The sequence below is a fragment of the Bradyrhizobium sp. WSM4873 genome, from assembly GCF_055811355.1.
In genome coordinates this window covers 114,707-130,352 of sequence record NZ_JBVVPS010000017.1, presented here as the reverse complement: position 1 = coordinate 130,352, position 15,646 = coordinate 114,707, and the positions used below count along the sequence as shown (strand labels likewise).

18 protein-coding genes are annotated in these 15,646 nt (G+C 62.5%); 17 read left to right on the top strand and 1 reads right to left on the bottom strand.

Annotated features, from left to right (window positions below):
• Window positions 1-126 precede the first annotated feature (126 nt).
• Window positions 127-2,187: an FAD-dependent oxidoreductase gene (locus AC0L21_RS22510; RefSeq protein ID WP_473263987.1), complete on the top strand. Its 2,061-nt coding sequence runs from the start codon at window positions 127-129 to the stop codon at window positions 2,185-2,187.
• 132 nt (window positions 2,188-2,319) lie between these two features.
• Window positions 2,320-4,341, top strand: coding sequence for an ABC transporter ATP-binding protein (locus AC0L21_RS22505; protein WP_473263986.1), 2,022 nt, complete (start codon window positions 2,320-2,322; stop codon window positions 4,339-4,341).
• On the opposite strand, the gene AC0L21_RS22500 is transcribed toward AC0L21_RS22505, so the two are convergent.
• Window positions 4,269-5,507: an FAD-dependent oxidoreductase gene (locus AC0L21_RS22500; RefSeq protein ID WP_473263985.1), complete on the bottom strand. Its 1,239-nt coding sequence runs from the start codon at window positions 5,505-5,507 to the stop codon at window positions 4,269-4,271. The two genes, AC0L21_RS22505 and AC0L21_RS22500, sit on opposite strands and share 73 nt — an antisense overlap.
• Before the next feature lie 642 nt (window positions 5,508-6,149).
• Here AC0L21_RS22500 and rpsL point away from each other — a divergent pair.
• The 15 genes from rpsL (at window position 6,150) to rpsQ (ending at window position 15,618) form a co-directional block, all read left to right on the top strand.
• Complete coding sequence (gene rpsL / locus AC0L21_RS22495; RefSeq protein ID WP_007603006.1) at window positions 6,150-6,521, top strand: 30S ribosomal protein S12; 372 nt, start codon at window positions 6,150-6,152, stop codon at window positions 6,519-6,521.
• A gap of 15 nt (window positions 6,522-6,536) precedes the next feature.
• A complete protein-coding gene (gene rpsG, locus AC0L21_RS22490) occupies window positions 6,537-7,007 on the top strand; it encodes a 30S ribosomal protein S7 (protein ID WP_007603009.1) in 471 nt (156 codons plus the stop codon).
• Window positions 7,008-7,037: 30 nt separating this feature from the next.
• Window positions 7,038-9,110, top strand: a complete 2,073-nt coding sequence (fusA, locus tag AC0L21_RS22485; protein ID WP_473263984.1) for an elongation factor G — start codon at window positions 7,038-7,040, stop codon at window positions 9,108-9,110.
• 40 nt (window positions 9,111-9,150) lie between these two features.
• On the top strand, window positions 9,151-10,341 hold the full coding sequence (gene tuf / locus AC0L21_RS22480; RefSeq protein ID WP_007603012.1) for an elongation factor Tu: 1,191 nt from the start codon (window positions 9,151-9,153) through the stop codon (window positions 10,339-10,341).
• 82 nt (window positions 10,342-10,423) lie between these two features.
• A complete protein-coding gene (gene rpsJ, locus AC0L21_RS22475) occupies window positions 10,424-10,732 on the top strand; it encodes a 30S ribosomal protein S10 (protein WP_002712302.1) in 309 nt (102 codons plus the stop codon).
• 53 nt (window positions 10,733-10,785) lie between these two features.
• Window positions 10,786-11,499, top strand: a complete 714-nt coding sequence (gene rplC / locus AC0L21_RS22470; protein ID WP_007603016.1) for a 50S ribosomal protein L3 — start codon at window positions 10,786-10,788, stop codon at window positions 11,497-11,499.
• 1 nt (window position 11,500) lies between these two features.
• Window positions 11,501-12,121 carry a 50S ribosomal protein L4 gene (gene rplD / locus AC0L21_RS22465; protein ID WP_007603018.1) on the top strand — a complete coding sequence of 207 codons (621 nt, stop codon included), beginning with the start codon at window positions 11,501-11,503 and terminating at the stop codon, window positions 12,119-12,121.
• Complete coding sequence (locus AC0L21_RS22460) at window positions 12,118-12,420, top strand: 50S ribosomal protein L23 (RefSeq protein ID WP_007603019.1); 303 nt, start codon at window positions 12,118-12,120, stop codon at window positions 12,418-12,420. The genes rplD and AC0L21_RS22460 overlap by 4 nt, the downstream gene beginning before the upstream one ends.
• A 12-nt stretch (window positions 12,421-12,432) precedes the next feature.
• Window positions 12,433-13,266 carry a 50S ribosomal protein L2 gene (gene rplB / locus AC0L21_RS22455; protein ID WP_007603020.1) on the top strand — a complete coding sequence of 278 codons (834 nt, stop codon included), beginning with the start codon at window positions 12,433-12,435 and terminating at the stop codon, window positions 13,264-13,266.
• Window positions 13,267-13,278: 12 nt separating this feature from the next.
• Window positions 13,279-13,557 (top strand): 30S ribosomal protein S19, encoded by a 279-nt coding sequence (rpsS, locus tag AC0L21_RS22450; protein WP_007603021.1) that lies wholly within the window; start codon window positions 13,279-13,281, stop codon window positions 13,555-13,557.
• 10 nt (window positions 13,558-13,567) lie between these two features.
• Window positions 13,568-13,954 carry a 50S ribosomal protein L22 gene (gene rplV / locus AC0L21_RS22445; RefSeq protein WP_007603022.1) on the top strand — a complete coding sequence of 129 codons (387 nt, stop codon included), beginning with the start codon at window positions 13,568-13,570 and terminating at the stop codon, window positions 13,952-13,954.
• 18 nt (window positions 13,955-13,972) lie between these two features.
• Window positions 13,973-14,698: a 30S ribosomal protein S3 gene (rpsC, locus tag AC0L21_RS22440; RefSeq protein ID WP_247497528.1), complete on the top strand. Its 726-nt coding sequence runs from the start codon at window positions 13,973-13,975 to the stop codon at window positions 14,696-14,698.
• 32 nt (window positions 14,699-14,730) lie between these two features.
• The gene (rplP, locus tag AC0L21_RS22435) at window positions 14,731-15,144 is read left to right on the top strand and encodes a 50S ribosomal protein L16 (protein ID WP_007603024.1); all 414 of its coding nucleotides are present in this window, start codon (window positions 14,731-14,733) and stop codon (window positions 15,142-15,144) included.
• Between the two features lie 5 nt (window positions 15,145-15,149).
• Window positions 15,150-15,356: a 50S ribosomal protein L29 gene (gene rpmC / locus AC0L21_RS22430; protein WP_007603026.1), complete on the top strand. Its 207-nt coding sequence runs from the start codon at window positions 15,150-15,152 to the stop codon at window positions 15,354-15,356.
• A 13-nt stretch (window positions 15,357-15,369) separates the two neighbouring features.
• The gene (gene rpsQ / locus AC0L21_RS22425) at window positions 15,370-15,618 is read left to right on the top strand and encodes a 30S ribosomal protein S17 (RefSeq protein WP_007603028.1); all 249 of its coding nucleotides are present in this window, start codon (window positions 15,370-15,372) and stop codon (window positions 15,616-15,618) included.
• Window positions 15,619-15,646: the final 28 nt, after the last annotated feature.

Below are 15,646 nucleotides of genomic sequence, written 5' to 3'. Positions count from 1 at the left end.
TGTTTCCCTGTTGCGGTGCAGGATCAACCTTTGTTCATCTTTCCTTCAGGCGCAAAAGCGCTTCTGCTAGGAGAACTTAGACCGGTGGTCCCGTGAAGGGGGCGGGCCGGAGACCACGGAATTCTCATGCTTGATCTCGCAATCGTAGGCGGCGGCCCCGGCGGGCTGATGAGCGCTTGGTACCTGAAGCGCAAGCTCGGCGATCTCTGCCGCGTCACCATCTACGAGGCATCCGACCGGCTCGGCGGCAAGATCGTCACGCGCAAATTCGATTCTGCGCCCGCGATGTACGAGGCCGGGGTTGCCGAGATCTACGACTACTCGATGACCGGGCCGGATCCGTTGCGCGAGTTGATCCAGCATTTCGGCTTGCAGACCATTCCGATGGATGCCGAGCAGGTGCAGTTCGGCGGCGAGCTCCTCAACGACGTCGCGGGCATGCGCCGCAAATACGGGAACAAGACCGCGGCCGCGATCGAGGCGTTTCGTAAGCGCTGCGCCGACGCGATGACGCCGATCGAGTATTACGAGGGCGTCGGCGCGCACGACAACGAGAATCCCTGGGCCTACAAGACCGCCGAACAGGTGCTCGACGAGGAAGTCGAGGACGAGACCGCAAAGCGATTCTTCAAGGTGATGGCGCGCTCGGATCTTGCGACCGAGAGCCACAACACCAACGGGCTCAACGCGCTCAAGAACTACCTGATGGATGTCGACGGCTATATCGGCCTCTATTCCATCCAGAACGGCAACGAGCAGCTCATCGAGTGCCTCCAGTCGGAGGTCAATGCCGACATCCAGCTCAATCACCGAATCCTCACGGTCGGCAAGGCGCCGACCGGCCGCTATCAGCTCAAGATGATGAACGGCAAGGGACCGGAGACGCGAGACTTCGATCTGGTGCTGATGTGCCTGCCGCATTCCTGGCTCGGGACCGTCGGCTGGGAGGGCGAACAGCTCCGCAAGTCGATGGTCAAGCACGTCTCGTACTTCGACCGTCCTGCGCACTATTTGCGTGTCTCGATTCTGTTCGACACGCCGTTCTGGGGCGACAAGATCGCCGGCGCCTGGTTCATGTCGGAAGCCTTTGGCGGTTGCTGCGTCTATAACGAGGGCGCGCGCCATGATGTGGGCAAGCACGGCGTGCTGAACTGGCTGATTCCGGGCTCCGACGCGCTGGCCTTTGCGAATCTCTCCGACCAGGAGTTGATCGATGCCGCGCTGAAATCACTGCCGGCATCGCTCGGCGATGCTCGCTCGCATTTCATGGAAGGCAAGATCCACCGCTGGCTGTCGTCGGTGAACGCGATTCCGGGCGGCTTGCCCGTGCGCGACGTCATGACCAATCACCGCCCCGAGCCGAAGGAACATCCTGGAATCGTGGTGGTCGGCGACTATCTGTTCGACTCGACGCTGAACGGCCTGCTCGATTCCTCGGACGCGGCGACCGACATCATCTTGACCGAGATGATGCGCCTGCGCCGCGAGCGTTCGCAGGACGACAAGCCGCTCTCGGACAAGATCGATCGCGATTATTTCGACAATTATCGCGGCCAGGGTCCCTACAGCGAAGTGTGGCAACACTTCACCGATCCCGACTATCTCACAAAACTGATCGGCATCGTCTGGGGCAAAGCCAAAGGCACGAAGCTCTTGATCGCGGGCTCGGCCAGCGGCGAGCTTGTCGGCGCGCTGCGCGATCGCGGCATCGATGCCTGGGGCATCGAGAACAACCGCACCATTCACGCCAGAACGCCGAAGGCACTGAAGAAGTACAACAAGCTCGGTTCGATCACCGACATGCCGTTCAAGGACGTTGCGTTCGACTTCGTGTTCGAGACCAGCCTCTGCCACGTTTCCCCGAAGCAGGTGGTCCGTGCGACCAGGGAGCTGAACCGTGTGGTCAAGACCGGGCTCGTGTTCGGCTCGGTCACCTCGGACATGGCGCCGGCACTGATCGACCGCTACGACCTTCTGCGCGGGGTCAAGAAGCTCGGCACCTGGTGGGAATGGTCCGAACTGTTCTTTGGCAACGGCTTCGAGCTGTCGATGCACCGCAAGGATTGCACCGACGCGCTCTGGGAGGCGACGCTCGCCGCCAACAAGGGCCCGGGCCAGTGGTACGCCGACGCCGATTCCCTTCGCTATTCCTTTTTCGACAAGGTCGAGGACGAGGAAGACGATTAGCCGCCTGAAGCAGGCGCCTTCGCCAATTGTTTTGCCGAATTCATCCTGATCGCATAGAATCGGTGCAATAGCGGTTTCCGTTATTTCCTGCTTTCTCTGCGGTCATGCCGGCCGTCAGCAACGGTTGGTTTCATGGCGTCCAAGCCCCTCCCGCCCGACAAACAGAAGCTCGCCGCGGAAGAGGCGGCCGAGCTCGACGACAAGCTTGTCCCTGCCGCCAAGCCGGATCTCGAAGACGACGAGGACGATGAAGACGAGGAGGATGGCGGGCTGGAGCTCGATGACGACGATGAGGACGAGGACCTTGTCGTCTTTACCGCGCGCGAAGCCGCCGGCGCGCTCGCGACCATCCTGGGCTTCGTCAAACCCTTCCTGGTCAACTACAAGCAGATGCTGTCGTTCGTGGCGTTCGGCGTCTTCGTCGAGACGCTCTTCAACGTGATCATGCCGCTCAGCCTGAAGTACCTGATCGACGACGCGCTCGGCGAGGAGGATTTCCAGGCGCTGTACAAGATCCTCGGCGTGCTCGCAGTTGCGGGCATCTTCACCTCGATCGTCGCGGTCTGGTACGAACGCTGGGATGCGAGGCTCGCGGCCTGCATCATCTCCGACGTCCGCAAGCGGCTGTTCGAGCACGTCCAGGATCTGCCGGCTGCCTATTTCGGCCGCACCAAGCGCGGCGAGATCCTGTCGCGCTTCTCCGTCGACCTCGCGGCCTTCGAGGGCTCGGTCAAGACCTTCGCCAACAGCGCCGCACTGCCGTTCCTGGAGTTGATCGCGGGCATCATCCTGATGGTGTTCTTGAACTGGCAGCTCGCGGCGGTTGCGCTGCTGGTGTTCCCGATCACGCTGATCGGTCCCCGCATGCTCACGCCGAAGGCCGTTCAGGCGAATTACGAGCAGAAGCTCAATGAGTCCGCGCTGCTCGGCATGGTGCAGGAGAACGTGGCGGCGCAGGCCGTGATCAAGGCGTTCAGCCTGCAACGCCGGATGTTCGGCTTCTTCAAGTTCCGCAACGACGAGACGCGAAACAAGATGGCCTCGGCGGCGTTCCTGTCGACCATGGTGGAGCGGACGGTCACCATCTCGGTGCTGCTCTTGCATCTCGTCGTGCTGGCGATCGGCGCATATCTGGCGACAAAGGGTCAGATCACCATCGGCACCTTCGTCACCTTCGAGAGCGCGTTCTGGGAGGTGTCCTACAACATCGCCCATGTGATGCATTTCATTCCCGTGTCGATCTCCTCGGCAGCCGCGATTCGTCACATGCAGGAGCTGCTCGACGAGCCCACGCGCAGCGCCGATCGTGCCGGCGCGCCCGATCTGCCCCGCATCACCAACGACATCACCTTCGACCACGTGACGTTCCAGTACGAAGGCAGCCACACGCCGGTGCTGGACAATCTCAGCCTCAAGCTCAATGTCGGCAAGCGAATTGCCATCGTCGGTCCGTCGGGTTCGGGCAAGAGCACGCTGTTGAATCTGATCCTGCGGCTCTATGTGCCGGACGAGGGCCGCGTCACCATCGACGGCGTCGACGTCCGCAAGGTGACGCTGGATTCGCTGCGCCGGAGCATGGCGGTGGTGTTCCAGGAGAACATGCTGTTCAACATGTCGATCCGGGAGAACATCCGGCTCGGCAAGGAGGGCGCAACCGACGAGGAGGTGGAGGAGGCGGCCAAGAAGGCCGAGATCCACCGCTACATCATGAGCCTGCCGCAGCGATACGACACGCCGGTGGGCGAGCGCGGCGATACCTTGTCGGGCGGCCAGCGCCAGCGCATCGCGATCGCGCGCGCGGTCATCCGTAATCCCTCCGTGCTGCTGCTGGACGAAGCCACTTCGGCGCTCGACCAGACCACGGAAGCCGCGATCAACCGAACGCTGCTGAAGGTTGCCAAGGGCCGCACCATGATCTGGTCGACCCACCGCCTGACCTCGGTGGTCGAGATGGACGAGATCATCGTGATTTCAGGGGGCAGGGCGATCGAGCGCGGCTCGCATGCCGAGCTGCTCGCCAGGAACGGCACCTATCGCAAGCTGTGGAACGACCAGATCCATCAACCGCATGGCGCGCCGGCTCACGTCGACGAGGACAGAGACGATGACGACGAGGATGAAGACGATCTCGACGAGGACGATGAGGAGGAGTGACCGAGGAAGTTCGGCTCCAGATCGAAGGCTCCTCCCAGCGGCCGCAATAGCCCCTGAATAGACCAGGCAATGAAGCGTGCCCAGCGTTGCGCCGTCCAATAGGGGCTCGTCGCAATCGAGACCGAGCGGAAGTCGAACGCCTTCGCCGCCGACCAATCGTCGCAGGCCCGCTTGACCGGATCTGCGTAGAAGGCGGCGATCTTGCTTGTGTCCATCCCGTCGGAGGCCAGCCACTGCGGGATGTAGAGGTTGCAGAGGCGCTCGACATCGGTGAACACCTTGTCGCAGCCGGTGCCGGCGGCGGGGCAGGAGGTCGAGAAGGCATCGCCCACCAGCACGAGGCCGGGTTGGCCGCTTGCATCGTTCACATAGAGATCGACCGGGCGGATCTTCAGCTCACCCGGAATGTCGAATGGTCCGGTGATCCGCTTGAGCCGTGGCAGCGCGGCGTTCAACGTCTCGGCGGGCGCGCGGCGCAGCTCACCCAGCCAGGGATCGTCGAAGCTGCGGTAAACGAACAGATTGGCGCGCATCCGCGTCCCGATCGGAAAAAGCGTGAGGTAGGGGATGCGGTCGCTCGGCCGTTCCGAGAAATAGGTCAGCGCCGGGAAGTCGAACGAGGCCCGTCCCGCGGGCACCACGTCGAAGCCGATCGAAATCGAATGGCAGGCACTGACGATCTTTCGGGCGATTCCCAGCTGGTGGCGCAGGCCGACGTTGAGGCCGTTGGCGAGCACGACCAGCCGGGCGGAAACCATCCCGTCGTTGGAGAGAGTGACCTTCTGCCGCTCCGCGCTTGTCTCGACCGAGACGGCCTTGGCGCAGATGCGCTCGACGCCGGCAGGAATTTCGTCGCGGACAGCGTTGACGAGGGAATCGTAGGGGATGTTGAACTGCCGGCTCGGCGCCTTGTCGAGAAGGCGGCCGAAGCGCGCGATCCAGTTCTCACCAACAAAGGTCGCGCGCCGCAGCACCGATTCGGCGATTCCCGTCTGCTGGAATCGTCCGACCTGCACGTGGCCGCTGAGTTTTTCGACTCGAAAGTCCGCCGAATAGCTCTCATGCGGATCGATCAGGATGGTCGAAATGCCGCTACGGCCGAGCATCGCGGCGGCGGTCGAGCCGGACAATCCCCCGCCGATAATGGCAATGTCGGTGTACCGCATGGCGCCAATCTCTGCCCAAGGCGGCACATTGGGGCTCCAACAGGAAAGAAAGCCTTAGCCAATGGTTATAAAAGTATATTTAATCCGGGTATAAATAGGATTCGCGGTGGCGGAACGCGCCCTTCGTTTCCGTCTCGCGAAGGTGCAGCGAGCGGCCCGGGAAGCGATTTCGGCAGGCGCGGGAAGCGCTTCTGACTGACGTTTCGCCTTGACTTGACCGACTCCCACTTATAGAACCCCCTCACTTAACGACAGGCGGTGAGCATCGCCAACGTCGGAACGGGCCACCCGTTTGATCCCCCTGGGGATCTTCAGGACGGGCACCAACCTCGACGAATGCCGCTCAAACGCTGTCGATCATAGCTAGGCAATGCCAGTGCGATTTTAGGTCTCGTGAGCATGTTCTCTCGAGATCGAATTCGGATGCATGACCTCGGTGCGCGGGCTGCAGCTTCAAGCTGACCGGTCCAACTACTGCGGTCCTCTGTGGCGTCGAAGCGCTTTCCGCCCGTTGATGGGTGGTTGGCGCGATTTCGCTTTGTGCGGATTGTTCCGCGGAAGGCGGCCTCGTCGGGCGGGTAGCTCGAAAGAATTTGCGGACCCGGTGACGGGCCGCGGCAGAACACAAAGGGTAATGCCAGGATGCCGACGATCAACCAGCTGATCGCTCAACCGCGGGAAGTGCAGAAGTCGCGCAAGAAGGTGCCGGCGCTGCAGCAGTCGCCGCAGAAGCGCGGTGTTTGCACGCGCGTTTACACCACGACCCCGAAGAAGCCGAACTCGGCGCTTCGTAAGGTTGCCAAGGTGCGCCTGACCAACGGCTTCGAGGTGATCGGCTACATCCCCGGTGAGGGCCATAACCTCCAGGAGCACTCGGTGGTCATGATCCGCGGCGGTCGCGTCAAGGATTTGCCCGGCGTGCGCTACCACATCCTCCGCGGCGTTCTGGATACCCAGGGCGTCAAGAACCGTAAGCAGCGCCGTTCGAAGTACGGCGCCAAGCGTCCGAAGTAAGCGGGAACCAGGTCCATGTCTCGTCGCCATTCTGCCGAAAAGCGCGAAGTCCTTCCCGATCCGAAGTTCGGGAACATCATCGTCACGAAGTTCATGAATTCGGTGATGTACGCCGGAAAGAAGTCGGTCGCCGAAGGTATCGTCTACGGCGCGTTCGGCCTCATCGAAAGCAAGACCAAGCAGAACCCGCTCGGCGTGTTTGAGCAGGCACTCGAGAACGTCATGCCGACGATCGAAGTGCGCTCCCGCCGCGTCGGCGGCGCGACCTATCAGGTTCCGGTCGAGGTTCGCTCGGTGCGCCGTCAGGCGCTGGGCATTCGCTGGCTGATCTCGGCTGCGCGCGATCGCAACGAGAAGACGATGACCGAGCGGCTCTCTGCGGAGCTCCTGGATGCGTCGAACAACCGGGGTAACGCCGTCAAGAAGCGCGAAGACGTGCACCGGATGGCGGAAGCCAACCGCGCCTTCTCGCACTATCGCTGGTAACGGCGACACACGGAATCTAAGGAACACTCCATGCCCCGCGTTCATGCCATAGAGAACTACCGTAACTTCGGTATCATGGCGCATATCGATGCCGGCAAGACCACGACCACCGAGCGCATCCTCTACTACACCGGCAAGAGCCACAAAATCGGCGAAGTGCACGAAGGTGCCGCGACGATGGACTGGATGGAGCAGGAGCAGGAGCGCGGCATTACGATCACGTCGGCCGCGACCACCGCGTTCTGGGAAGGCAAGCGCCTCAACATCATCGACACTCCCGGCCACGTCGACTTCACCATCGAAGTCGAGCGCAGCCTGCGCGTGCTCGACGGCGCCGTGTGCGTGCTCGACTCGAACCAGGGCGTCGAGCCCCAGACCGAGACGGTCTGGCGCCAGGGCGACAAGTACAAGGTTCCGCGCATCGTCTTCGCCAACAAGATGGATAAGACCGGCGCTGACTTCTACAAGTGCATGCAGGATATCGTCGACCGCCTCGGCGCAAAGCCGATCGCGATCCAGCTTCCGATCGGCTCCGAGAACAACTTCAAGGGCCTGGTCGATCTCGTCCGCATGAAGGGCGTGGTCTGGGAAGAAGAGAAGCTCGACGCCAAGTTCGTTGACATCGATATTCCCGAAGACATGGTCGAGAAGGCCAAGGAATATCGCGAGAAGCTGCTGGAAGCCGCCGTCGAGCTCGACGACGACGTTCTCGCCGCTTACCTCGACGGCAAGGAGCCCGATCAGGCGACGTTGAAGCGCTTGATCCGCAAGGCCGTGCTGACTGGCGCGTTCTTCCCAGTATTGTGCGGCTCGGCGTTCAAGAACAAGGGCGTGCAGCCTTTGCTCGACGCAGTCGTGGATTATCTGCCGTCGCCGGTTGACGTTCCCGCGATCAAGGGCGTCGATGAAGACGGCAACGAGGTCGTTCGCCGCCCGGACGACAAGGAGCCGCTGGCTCTGTTGGCGTTCAAGATCATGGACGACCCGTTCGTCGGCACCATCACCTTCTGCCGCATCTATTCCGGCACGCTGCTGTCGGGTACCGGCGTCATCAATTCGACGCGCGACCGCAAGGAGCGCATCGGCCGCATGTTGCTGATGCATGCGAACAACCGCGAAGACATCAAGGAAGCCTATGCCGGCGACATCGTTGCACTGGCTGGCCTGAAGGAAGCGCGCACCGGTGACACGCTGTGCGATCCCGACAAGGCGGTGATCCTCGAAAAGATGGAATTCCCCGAGCCGGTCATCGAGATCGCGATCGAGCCCAAGTCCAAGGCCGACCAGGAAAAGCTCGGCGTGGCGCTGGCGAAGCTCGCTGCGGAGGATCCGTCCTTCCGCGTGTCGACCGACCAGGAGTCCGGCCAGACCATCCTCAAGGGAATGGGCGAACTCCATCTCGACATCAAGGTCGACATTCTTCGCCGCACCTACAAGGTCGATGCCAACATCGGCGCGCCGCAAGTGGCGTTCCGTGAGCGCGTCACCAAGCGGGCCGAGGTCAAGTACACCCACAAGAAGCAGACCGGCGGTACCGGTCAGTTCGCGGAAGTGTCGATCGTGGTCGAGCCGAACGAGCCCGGCAAGGGCTACGAGTTCGAGTCCAAGATCGTCGGCGGTGCGGTTCCGAAGGAATACATCCCCGGCGTCGAAAAGGGCCTCAACAGCGTAATGGGCTCTGGTGTCGTCGCGGGCTTCCCCGTGGTCGACGTCAAGGTTCAGCTCGTCGACGGCAAGTATCACGACGTCGACTCGTCGGCGCTCGCCTTCGAAATCGCTTCGCGCGCTGCATTCCGCGAAGCCTTGCAGAAGGGCAAGTCCGTCCTGCTCGAGCCGATCATGAAGGTCGAAGTGGTGACCCCGGAAGATTACACCGGCTCGGTCATCGGCGACCTGAATTCCCGGCGCGGTCAGATCCAGGGTCAGGACATGCGCGGCAACGCCAACGTCATCAACGCGATGGTGCCGCTCATGAACATGTTCGGTTACGTGAATAACCTGCGCTCGATGAGCCAGGGTCGCGCAACCTTCACCATGCAGTTCGACCACTACGCAGAAGCGCCGGCCAACGTGTCGGCAGAAGTCCAGAAGAAGTTTGCCTGATTGTCGTCGGTCTCGAACTGACGATTGAACGGAGAGTCAAATGGCCAAAGCAAAGTTTGAACGTAACAAGCCGCACTGCAATATCGGCACCATCGGTCACGTCGACCATGGCAAGACGTCGCTGACCGCGGCGATCACCAAGGTCCTCGCCGAAGCCGGCGGTGCGACGTTCACGGCGTACGACCAGATCGACAAGGCGCCGGAAGAGAAGGCGCGCGGCATCACGATCTCGACGGCGCACGTCGAATACGAGACCAAGAACCGCCACTACGCGCACGTCGACTGCCCCGGCCACGCCGACTACGTGAAGAACATGATCACCGGCGCCGCCCAGATGGACGGTGCGATCCTGGTCGTGTCGGCCGCTGACGGTCCGATGCCGCAGACCCGCGAGCACATCCTGCTCGCCCGCCAGGTCGGCGTTCCCGCGCTCGTCGTGTTCCTCAACAAGTGCGACATGGTCGACGATCCGGAACTGCTCGAGCTGGTCGAGCTCGAGGTCCGCGAGCTGCTCTCGAAGTACGAATTCCCGGGCGACACCATCCCGATCATCAAGGGCTCGGCGCTCGCCGCCCTCGAAGATTCCGACAAGACCCTCGGCCATGAGGCGATCCTCGAGCTGATGAAGCAGGTCGACGCCTACATTCCGCAGCCGGAGCGTCCGGTCGACCTGCCGTTCCTGATGCCGGTCGAAGACGTGTTCTCGATCTCGGGCCGTGGCACCGTCGTGACCGGCCGTGTCGAGCGCGGTATCGTCAAGGTCGGCGAGGAAATCGAGATCGTCGGTCTGCGCGCCACGCAGAAGACCACGGTTACCGGCGTCGAAATGTTCCGCAAGCTGCTCGATCAGGGCCAGGCCGGCGACAACATCGGTGCGCTGCTTCGTGGTACCAAGCGCGAGGACGTCGAGCGCGGCCAGGTGCTGTGCAAGCCGGGTTCGGTCAAGCCGCACACCAAGTTCAAGGCTGAGGCCTACATCCTCACCAAGGAAGAGGGTGGCCGCCACACCCCGTTCTTCACCAACTACCGTCCGCAGTTCTACTTCCGCACCACCGACGTGACCGGTGTCGTGCATCTGCCGGAAGGTACCGAGATGGTGATGCCGGGCGACAACATCGCGATGGAAGTGCACCTGATCGTGCCGATCGCGATGGAAGAGAAGCTCCGCTTCGCGATCCGCGAAGGTGGCCGCACCGTCGGCGCCGGCGTCGTCGCCTCGATCATCGAGTAATTACGAGAATAGGGATCGGCGAATAGCGAATGTGACATTCGCTATTCGCTATTCGCCACCCCACTGAAGAAAGACCACGGCAATGAACGGCCAAAACATTCGCATCCGTCTCAAGGCGTTCGACCATCGTATCCTCGATACGTCGACCCGCGAGATCGTGAACACGGCGAAGCGCACCGGCGCGCAGGTCCGCGGACCCATTCCGCTGCCCACCCGCATCGAGAAGTTCACCGTCAACCGTTCGCCGCACGTCGACAAGAAGAGCCGCGAGCAGTTCGAGATGCGCACTCACAAGCGCCTGCTCGACATCGTCGATCCGACCCCGCAGACCGTCGATGCTTTGATGAAGCTCGACCTGGCCGCTGGTGTCGACGTCGAGATCAAGCTCTAACATTTTTGGATCACGTTCGCCACTAGCGGACAGAAAGAACAGGAAGCACGCCGATGCGCTCCGGAGTGATCGCACAAAAGGTCGGGATGACGCGGGTCTTTACAGAGGCCGGCGAACATATCCCCGTGACCGTGCTGAAGCTCGGCAATTGCCAGGTCGTAGGCCACCGCACCGAAGAGAAAAACGGTTATGTCGCGCTCCAGCTTGGTTCTGGCAGCCGCAAGACCGTGTACATGCCCAAGGCGGAGCGCGGCCAATTCGCGGTCGCCAAGGTCGAGCCGAAGCGGCAGGTCGAGGAATTCCGCGTCTCCGCGGATCAGATGATCCCCGTCGGTGCCGAGATCCTGGCCGACCACTTTGTCGTCGGTCAGTTCGTCGACGTCACCGGCACCTCGGTCGGCAAGGGTTTTGCCGGCGGCATGAAGCGCTGGAACTTCGGCGGTCTGCGCGCCACTCACGGCGTCTCGGTCTCGCACCGTTCGATCGGTTCGACCGGTGGCCGTCAGGACCCGGGCAAGACCTGGAAGAACAAGAAGATGCCCGGTCACATGGGCGTTGACCGCATCACCACGCTCAACCTTCGGGTCGTCCAGCTCGATGTCGAGCGCGGTCTGATCCTCGTCGAAGGCGCCGTTCCCGGCTCCAAGGGCGGCTGGATCCGCGTGCGCGACGCCGTCAAGAAGCCGCTGCCGAAGGAAGCTCCGAAGCCCGGCAAGTTCAAGGTTGCTGGCGAAGCGGACGCTGCTCCGGCTGCGCAGGAGGCGTGAGATGGAATTGAAGGTCACGACCCTCGAAGGTAAGGAAGCCGGCTCGGTCCAGCTTTCCGATACCATTTTCGGCCTCGAGCCGCGCCAGGACATCATTGCACGTTGCGTGCAGTGGCAGCTCAACAAGCGCCAGGCCGGTACGCACAAGGCCAAGGGCCGCGCCGAGATCTGGCGCACCGGCAAGAAGATGTACAAGCAGAAGGGTACCGGTGGTGCTCGTCACGGCTCGGCCCGCGTGCCGCAGTTCCGCGGCGGCGGCCGTGCCTTCGGTCCGGTGGTGCGTTCGCACGCCACCGACCTGCCGAAGAAGGTCCGTGCGCTCGCCCTCAAGCATGCGCTCTCGGCCAAGGCCAAGGACGGCGATCTCATCGTGATCGACAAGGCCGCGCTGGAAGCTGCTAAGACCAAGGCGCTGCTCGGTCATTTCTCCGGTCTGGGCTTGACCAACGCGCTGATCATCGACGGCGCCGAGCTAAACAACGGCTTCGCCGCTGCGGCCCGCAACATCCCGAACATGGACGTGCTGCCGATCCAGGGCATCAACGTCTATGACATCCTGCGCCGTCGGAAGCTTGTTCTGACCAAGGCCGCCATCGATGCGCTGGAGGCGCGCTTCAAATGACGAAGAACATCGAGCCTCGCCATTACGACGTGATCCTGTCGCCGGTCGTGACCGAAAAGGCCACGATTGCCTCGGAGCACAACAAGGTGCTGTTCAAGGTGGCCGCGAAGGCGACCAAGCCGCAGATCAAGGAAGCGATCGAGAAGTTGTTCGACGTCAAGGTCAAGAGCGTCAACACGCTGGTCCGCAAGGGCAAGACCAAGATCTTCCGCGGCAATCTCGGCTCGCAGTCGAACTCCAAGCGCGCGATCGTGACTCTCGAAGAGGGTCACCGGATCGACGTGACCACCGGTCTGTAAGGTCGTACGACGATGGCACTGAAGACATTCAATCCCACGACGCCGGGCCAGCGCCAGCTGGTCATGGTCGATCGTTCGGCCCTCTACAAGGGCAAGCCGGTCAAGGCGCTCACCGAAGGCAAGCACTCCTCTGGCGGCCGCAACAACACCGGCCGCATCACCGTGCGATTCCGCGGTGGTGGCCACAAGCGGACGTTGCGTACCGTCGATTTCAAGCGCGACAAGGTCGATGCACCCGCGACGGTCGAGCGGCTGGAATATGATCCGAACCGCACCGCGTTCATCGCGCTGGTCAAGTACGAAGACGGCACCCAGGCCTATATCCTGGCGCCGCAGCGCCTGGCCGTCGGTGATTCCGTCGTCGCCGGCAACTACGTCGACGTGAAGCCGGGCAATGTCATGCCGCTCGGCAACATGCCGGTCGGCACGATCATCCACAACATCGAGGTCAAGATCGGGAAGGGCGGCCAGCTCGCCCGTTCCGCGGGCACCTATGCCCAGCTCGTCGGTCGCGACCAGGACTACGTGATCGTCCGCCTGAACTCGGGCGAACAGCGCCTGGTGCACGGCCGTTGCCGCGCCACGATCGGCGCGGTGTCGAACCCGGATCACATGAACACGTCGATCGGCAAGGCCGGCCGCAACCGTTGGCTGGGCCGCAAACCGCACAACCGCGGCGTTTCGATGAACCCGATCGACCATCCGCACGGCGGTGGTGAAGGTCGTACCTCGGGCGGTCGCCACCCGGTTACTCCGTGGGGCAAGCCGACCAAGGGCAAGAAGACCCGCTCGAACAAGTCGACCAACAAATTCATTCTCCTAAGCCGCCACAAGCGGAAGAAGTAAGGAACGCCGGACATGGTTCGTTCAGTCTGGAAAGGCCCGTTCGTCGAGGGTTCTCTGCTCAAGAAGGCAGATGCCGCGCGCTCGTCCGGCCGTCACGACGTCATCAAGATCTGGAGCCGTCGCTCGACGATCCTGCCGCAATTCGTCGGCCTGACCTTCGGCGTCTACAACGGTCAGAAGCACGTGCCGGTGGCCGTCAACGAGGAAATGGTCGGTCACAAGTTCGGCGAGTTCTCGCCGACCCGTACCTTCCATGGCCACTCCGGGGACAAGAAAGCCAAGAAGGCTTGAGGATTAAACGATGAGCAAACCTAAGCGCGAACGGAGCCTCGCCGAGAACGAGGCCAAGGCGGTCGCCCGGATGCTGCGGGTGAGCCCGCAGAAGCTCAACCTGGTCGCCCAGCTCATTCGCGGCCGGAAGGCGGCTGCTGCGCTCGCCGACCTGCAGTTTTCGCGCAAGCGGATCGCGGTTGACGTGAAGAAGTGCCTGGAATCGGCTATTGCCAACGCCGAGAACAACCACGACCTCGACGTCGACGATCTCGTCGTGGCCCAGGCCTTCGTCGGCAACGGCCTCGTGATGAAGCGCTTTGCCGCCCGCGGGCGTGGCCGCTCGGGCCGTGTCTACAAACCATTTTCACAGCTGACGATCATCGTTCGTCAGGTCGAAGCCGCAGCAGCGGCTTAAGGGACGCAGGAGAACACGATGGGTCAAAAGATCAATCCGATCGGTCTGCGTCTTGGCATCAACCGGACCTGGGATTCCCGCTGGTTCGCGGGCAAGCAGGAATACGGCAAGCTGCTGCATGAGGACGTCAAGATCCGCGAGATCCTGCACAAGGAGCTCAAGCAGGCGGCCGTCGCCCGCATCGTGATCGAGCGTCCGCACAAGAAGTGCCGCGTCACCATCCACTCGGCTCGTCCGGGCGTGGTGATCGGCAAGAAGGGCGCCGACATCGACAAGCTGCGCAAGAAGGTCGCGGACATCACCTCGTCCGACGTCGTCATCAACATCGTCGAGATCCGCAAGCCGGAGCTCGATGCGACGCTGGTGGCCGAGTCGATCGCGCAGCAGCTGGAGCGCCGCGTGGCGTTCCGCCGCGCCATGAAGCGCGCCGTCCAGTCGGCGATGCGTCTCGGCGCGGAAGGCATCCGCATCAACTGCTCGGGACGTCTGGGCGGTGCGGAAATCGCGCGCATGGAGTGGTACCGCGAAGGTCGCGTGCCGCTGCACACGCTGCGCGCAGACATCGACTACGGCGTTGCGACCGCGTTCACGACCTTCGGCACCTGCGGTGTCAAGGTCTGGATCTTCAAGGGTGAGATCCTCGAGCACGATCCGATGGCCCAGGACAAGAGAATGGCCGAAGGCGAGACTGGTGGCGGCGGCGATCGCGGCGGCCGGCAGCGCCGGGACAACGCTGCAGCCTGACGCCAGCACAGAGAATTTGAGGGCTTGAAGCCATGATGCAACCTAAGAAAACGAAGTTCCGGAAGGCGCATAAGGGCCGTATCCACGGCGTTGCGTCTTCGGGCGCGACGTTGGCGTTCGGCCAGTTCGGTCTGAAGGCAACCGAGCCTGAGCGCGTCACCGCGCGCCAGATCGAAGCCGCTCGCCGCGCACTGACCCGCCACATGAAGCGCGCCGGCCGCGTCTGGATCCGCATTTTCCCCGACGTTCCCGTGTCGAAGAAGCCCGCCGAAGTCCGCATGGGTTCCGGCAAGGGGGCGCCGGAATTGTGGGTCGCGCGCGTCAAGCCGGGCCGGGTGCTGTTCGAGATCGACGGCGTCAACACCCAGACGGCGCGTGAAGCGCTGACCCTGGCGGCAGCCAAGCTGCCGATCAAGACGCGCTTCGTCGAGCGCATTGCGGAGTAATGGCCATGGCCCAGATGAAAATCGAAGACATCCGCGCGTTGAGCCCCGATCAGCAGGATGACGCCATCCTGAACCTGAAGAAGGAACGCTTCAACCTGCGCTTCCAGCGCGCCACCGGGCAGCTCGAGAACACCTCGCGCCTGCGCGAGGCTCGCCGTGACATCGCCCGGATCAAGACCGTCGCCGCGCAGACGCGCGCGAAGAAGAAGTAAGAGGCTTACGAAGATGCCGAAACGTACTTTGCAGGGCGTGGTCGTCAGCGACAAGCAAGCCAAGACCATCGTGGTGCGCGTCGATCGCCGCTTTACGCACCCGATCTACAAGAAGACGATCCGCCGTTCGAAGAACTACCACGCGCACGACGAGAGCAACGAGTTCAAGCCGGGCGACATGGTGTGGATCGAGGAATCGAAGCCGATTTCGAAGTTGAAGCGCTGGGTCGTGATCCGGGGCGAACACAAGAAAAGCGCCTGATCTGTTGGCTTTAGCCGACTGACTTCAG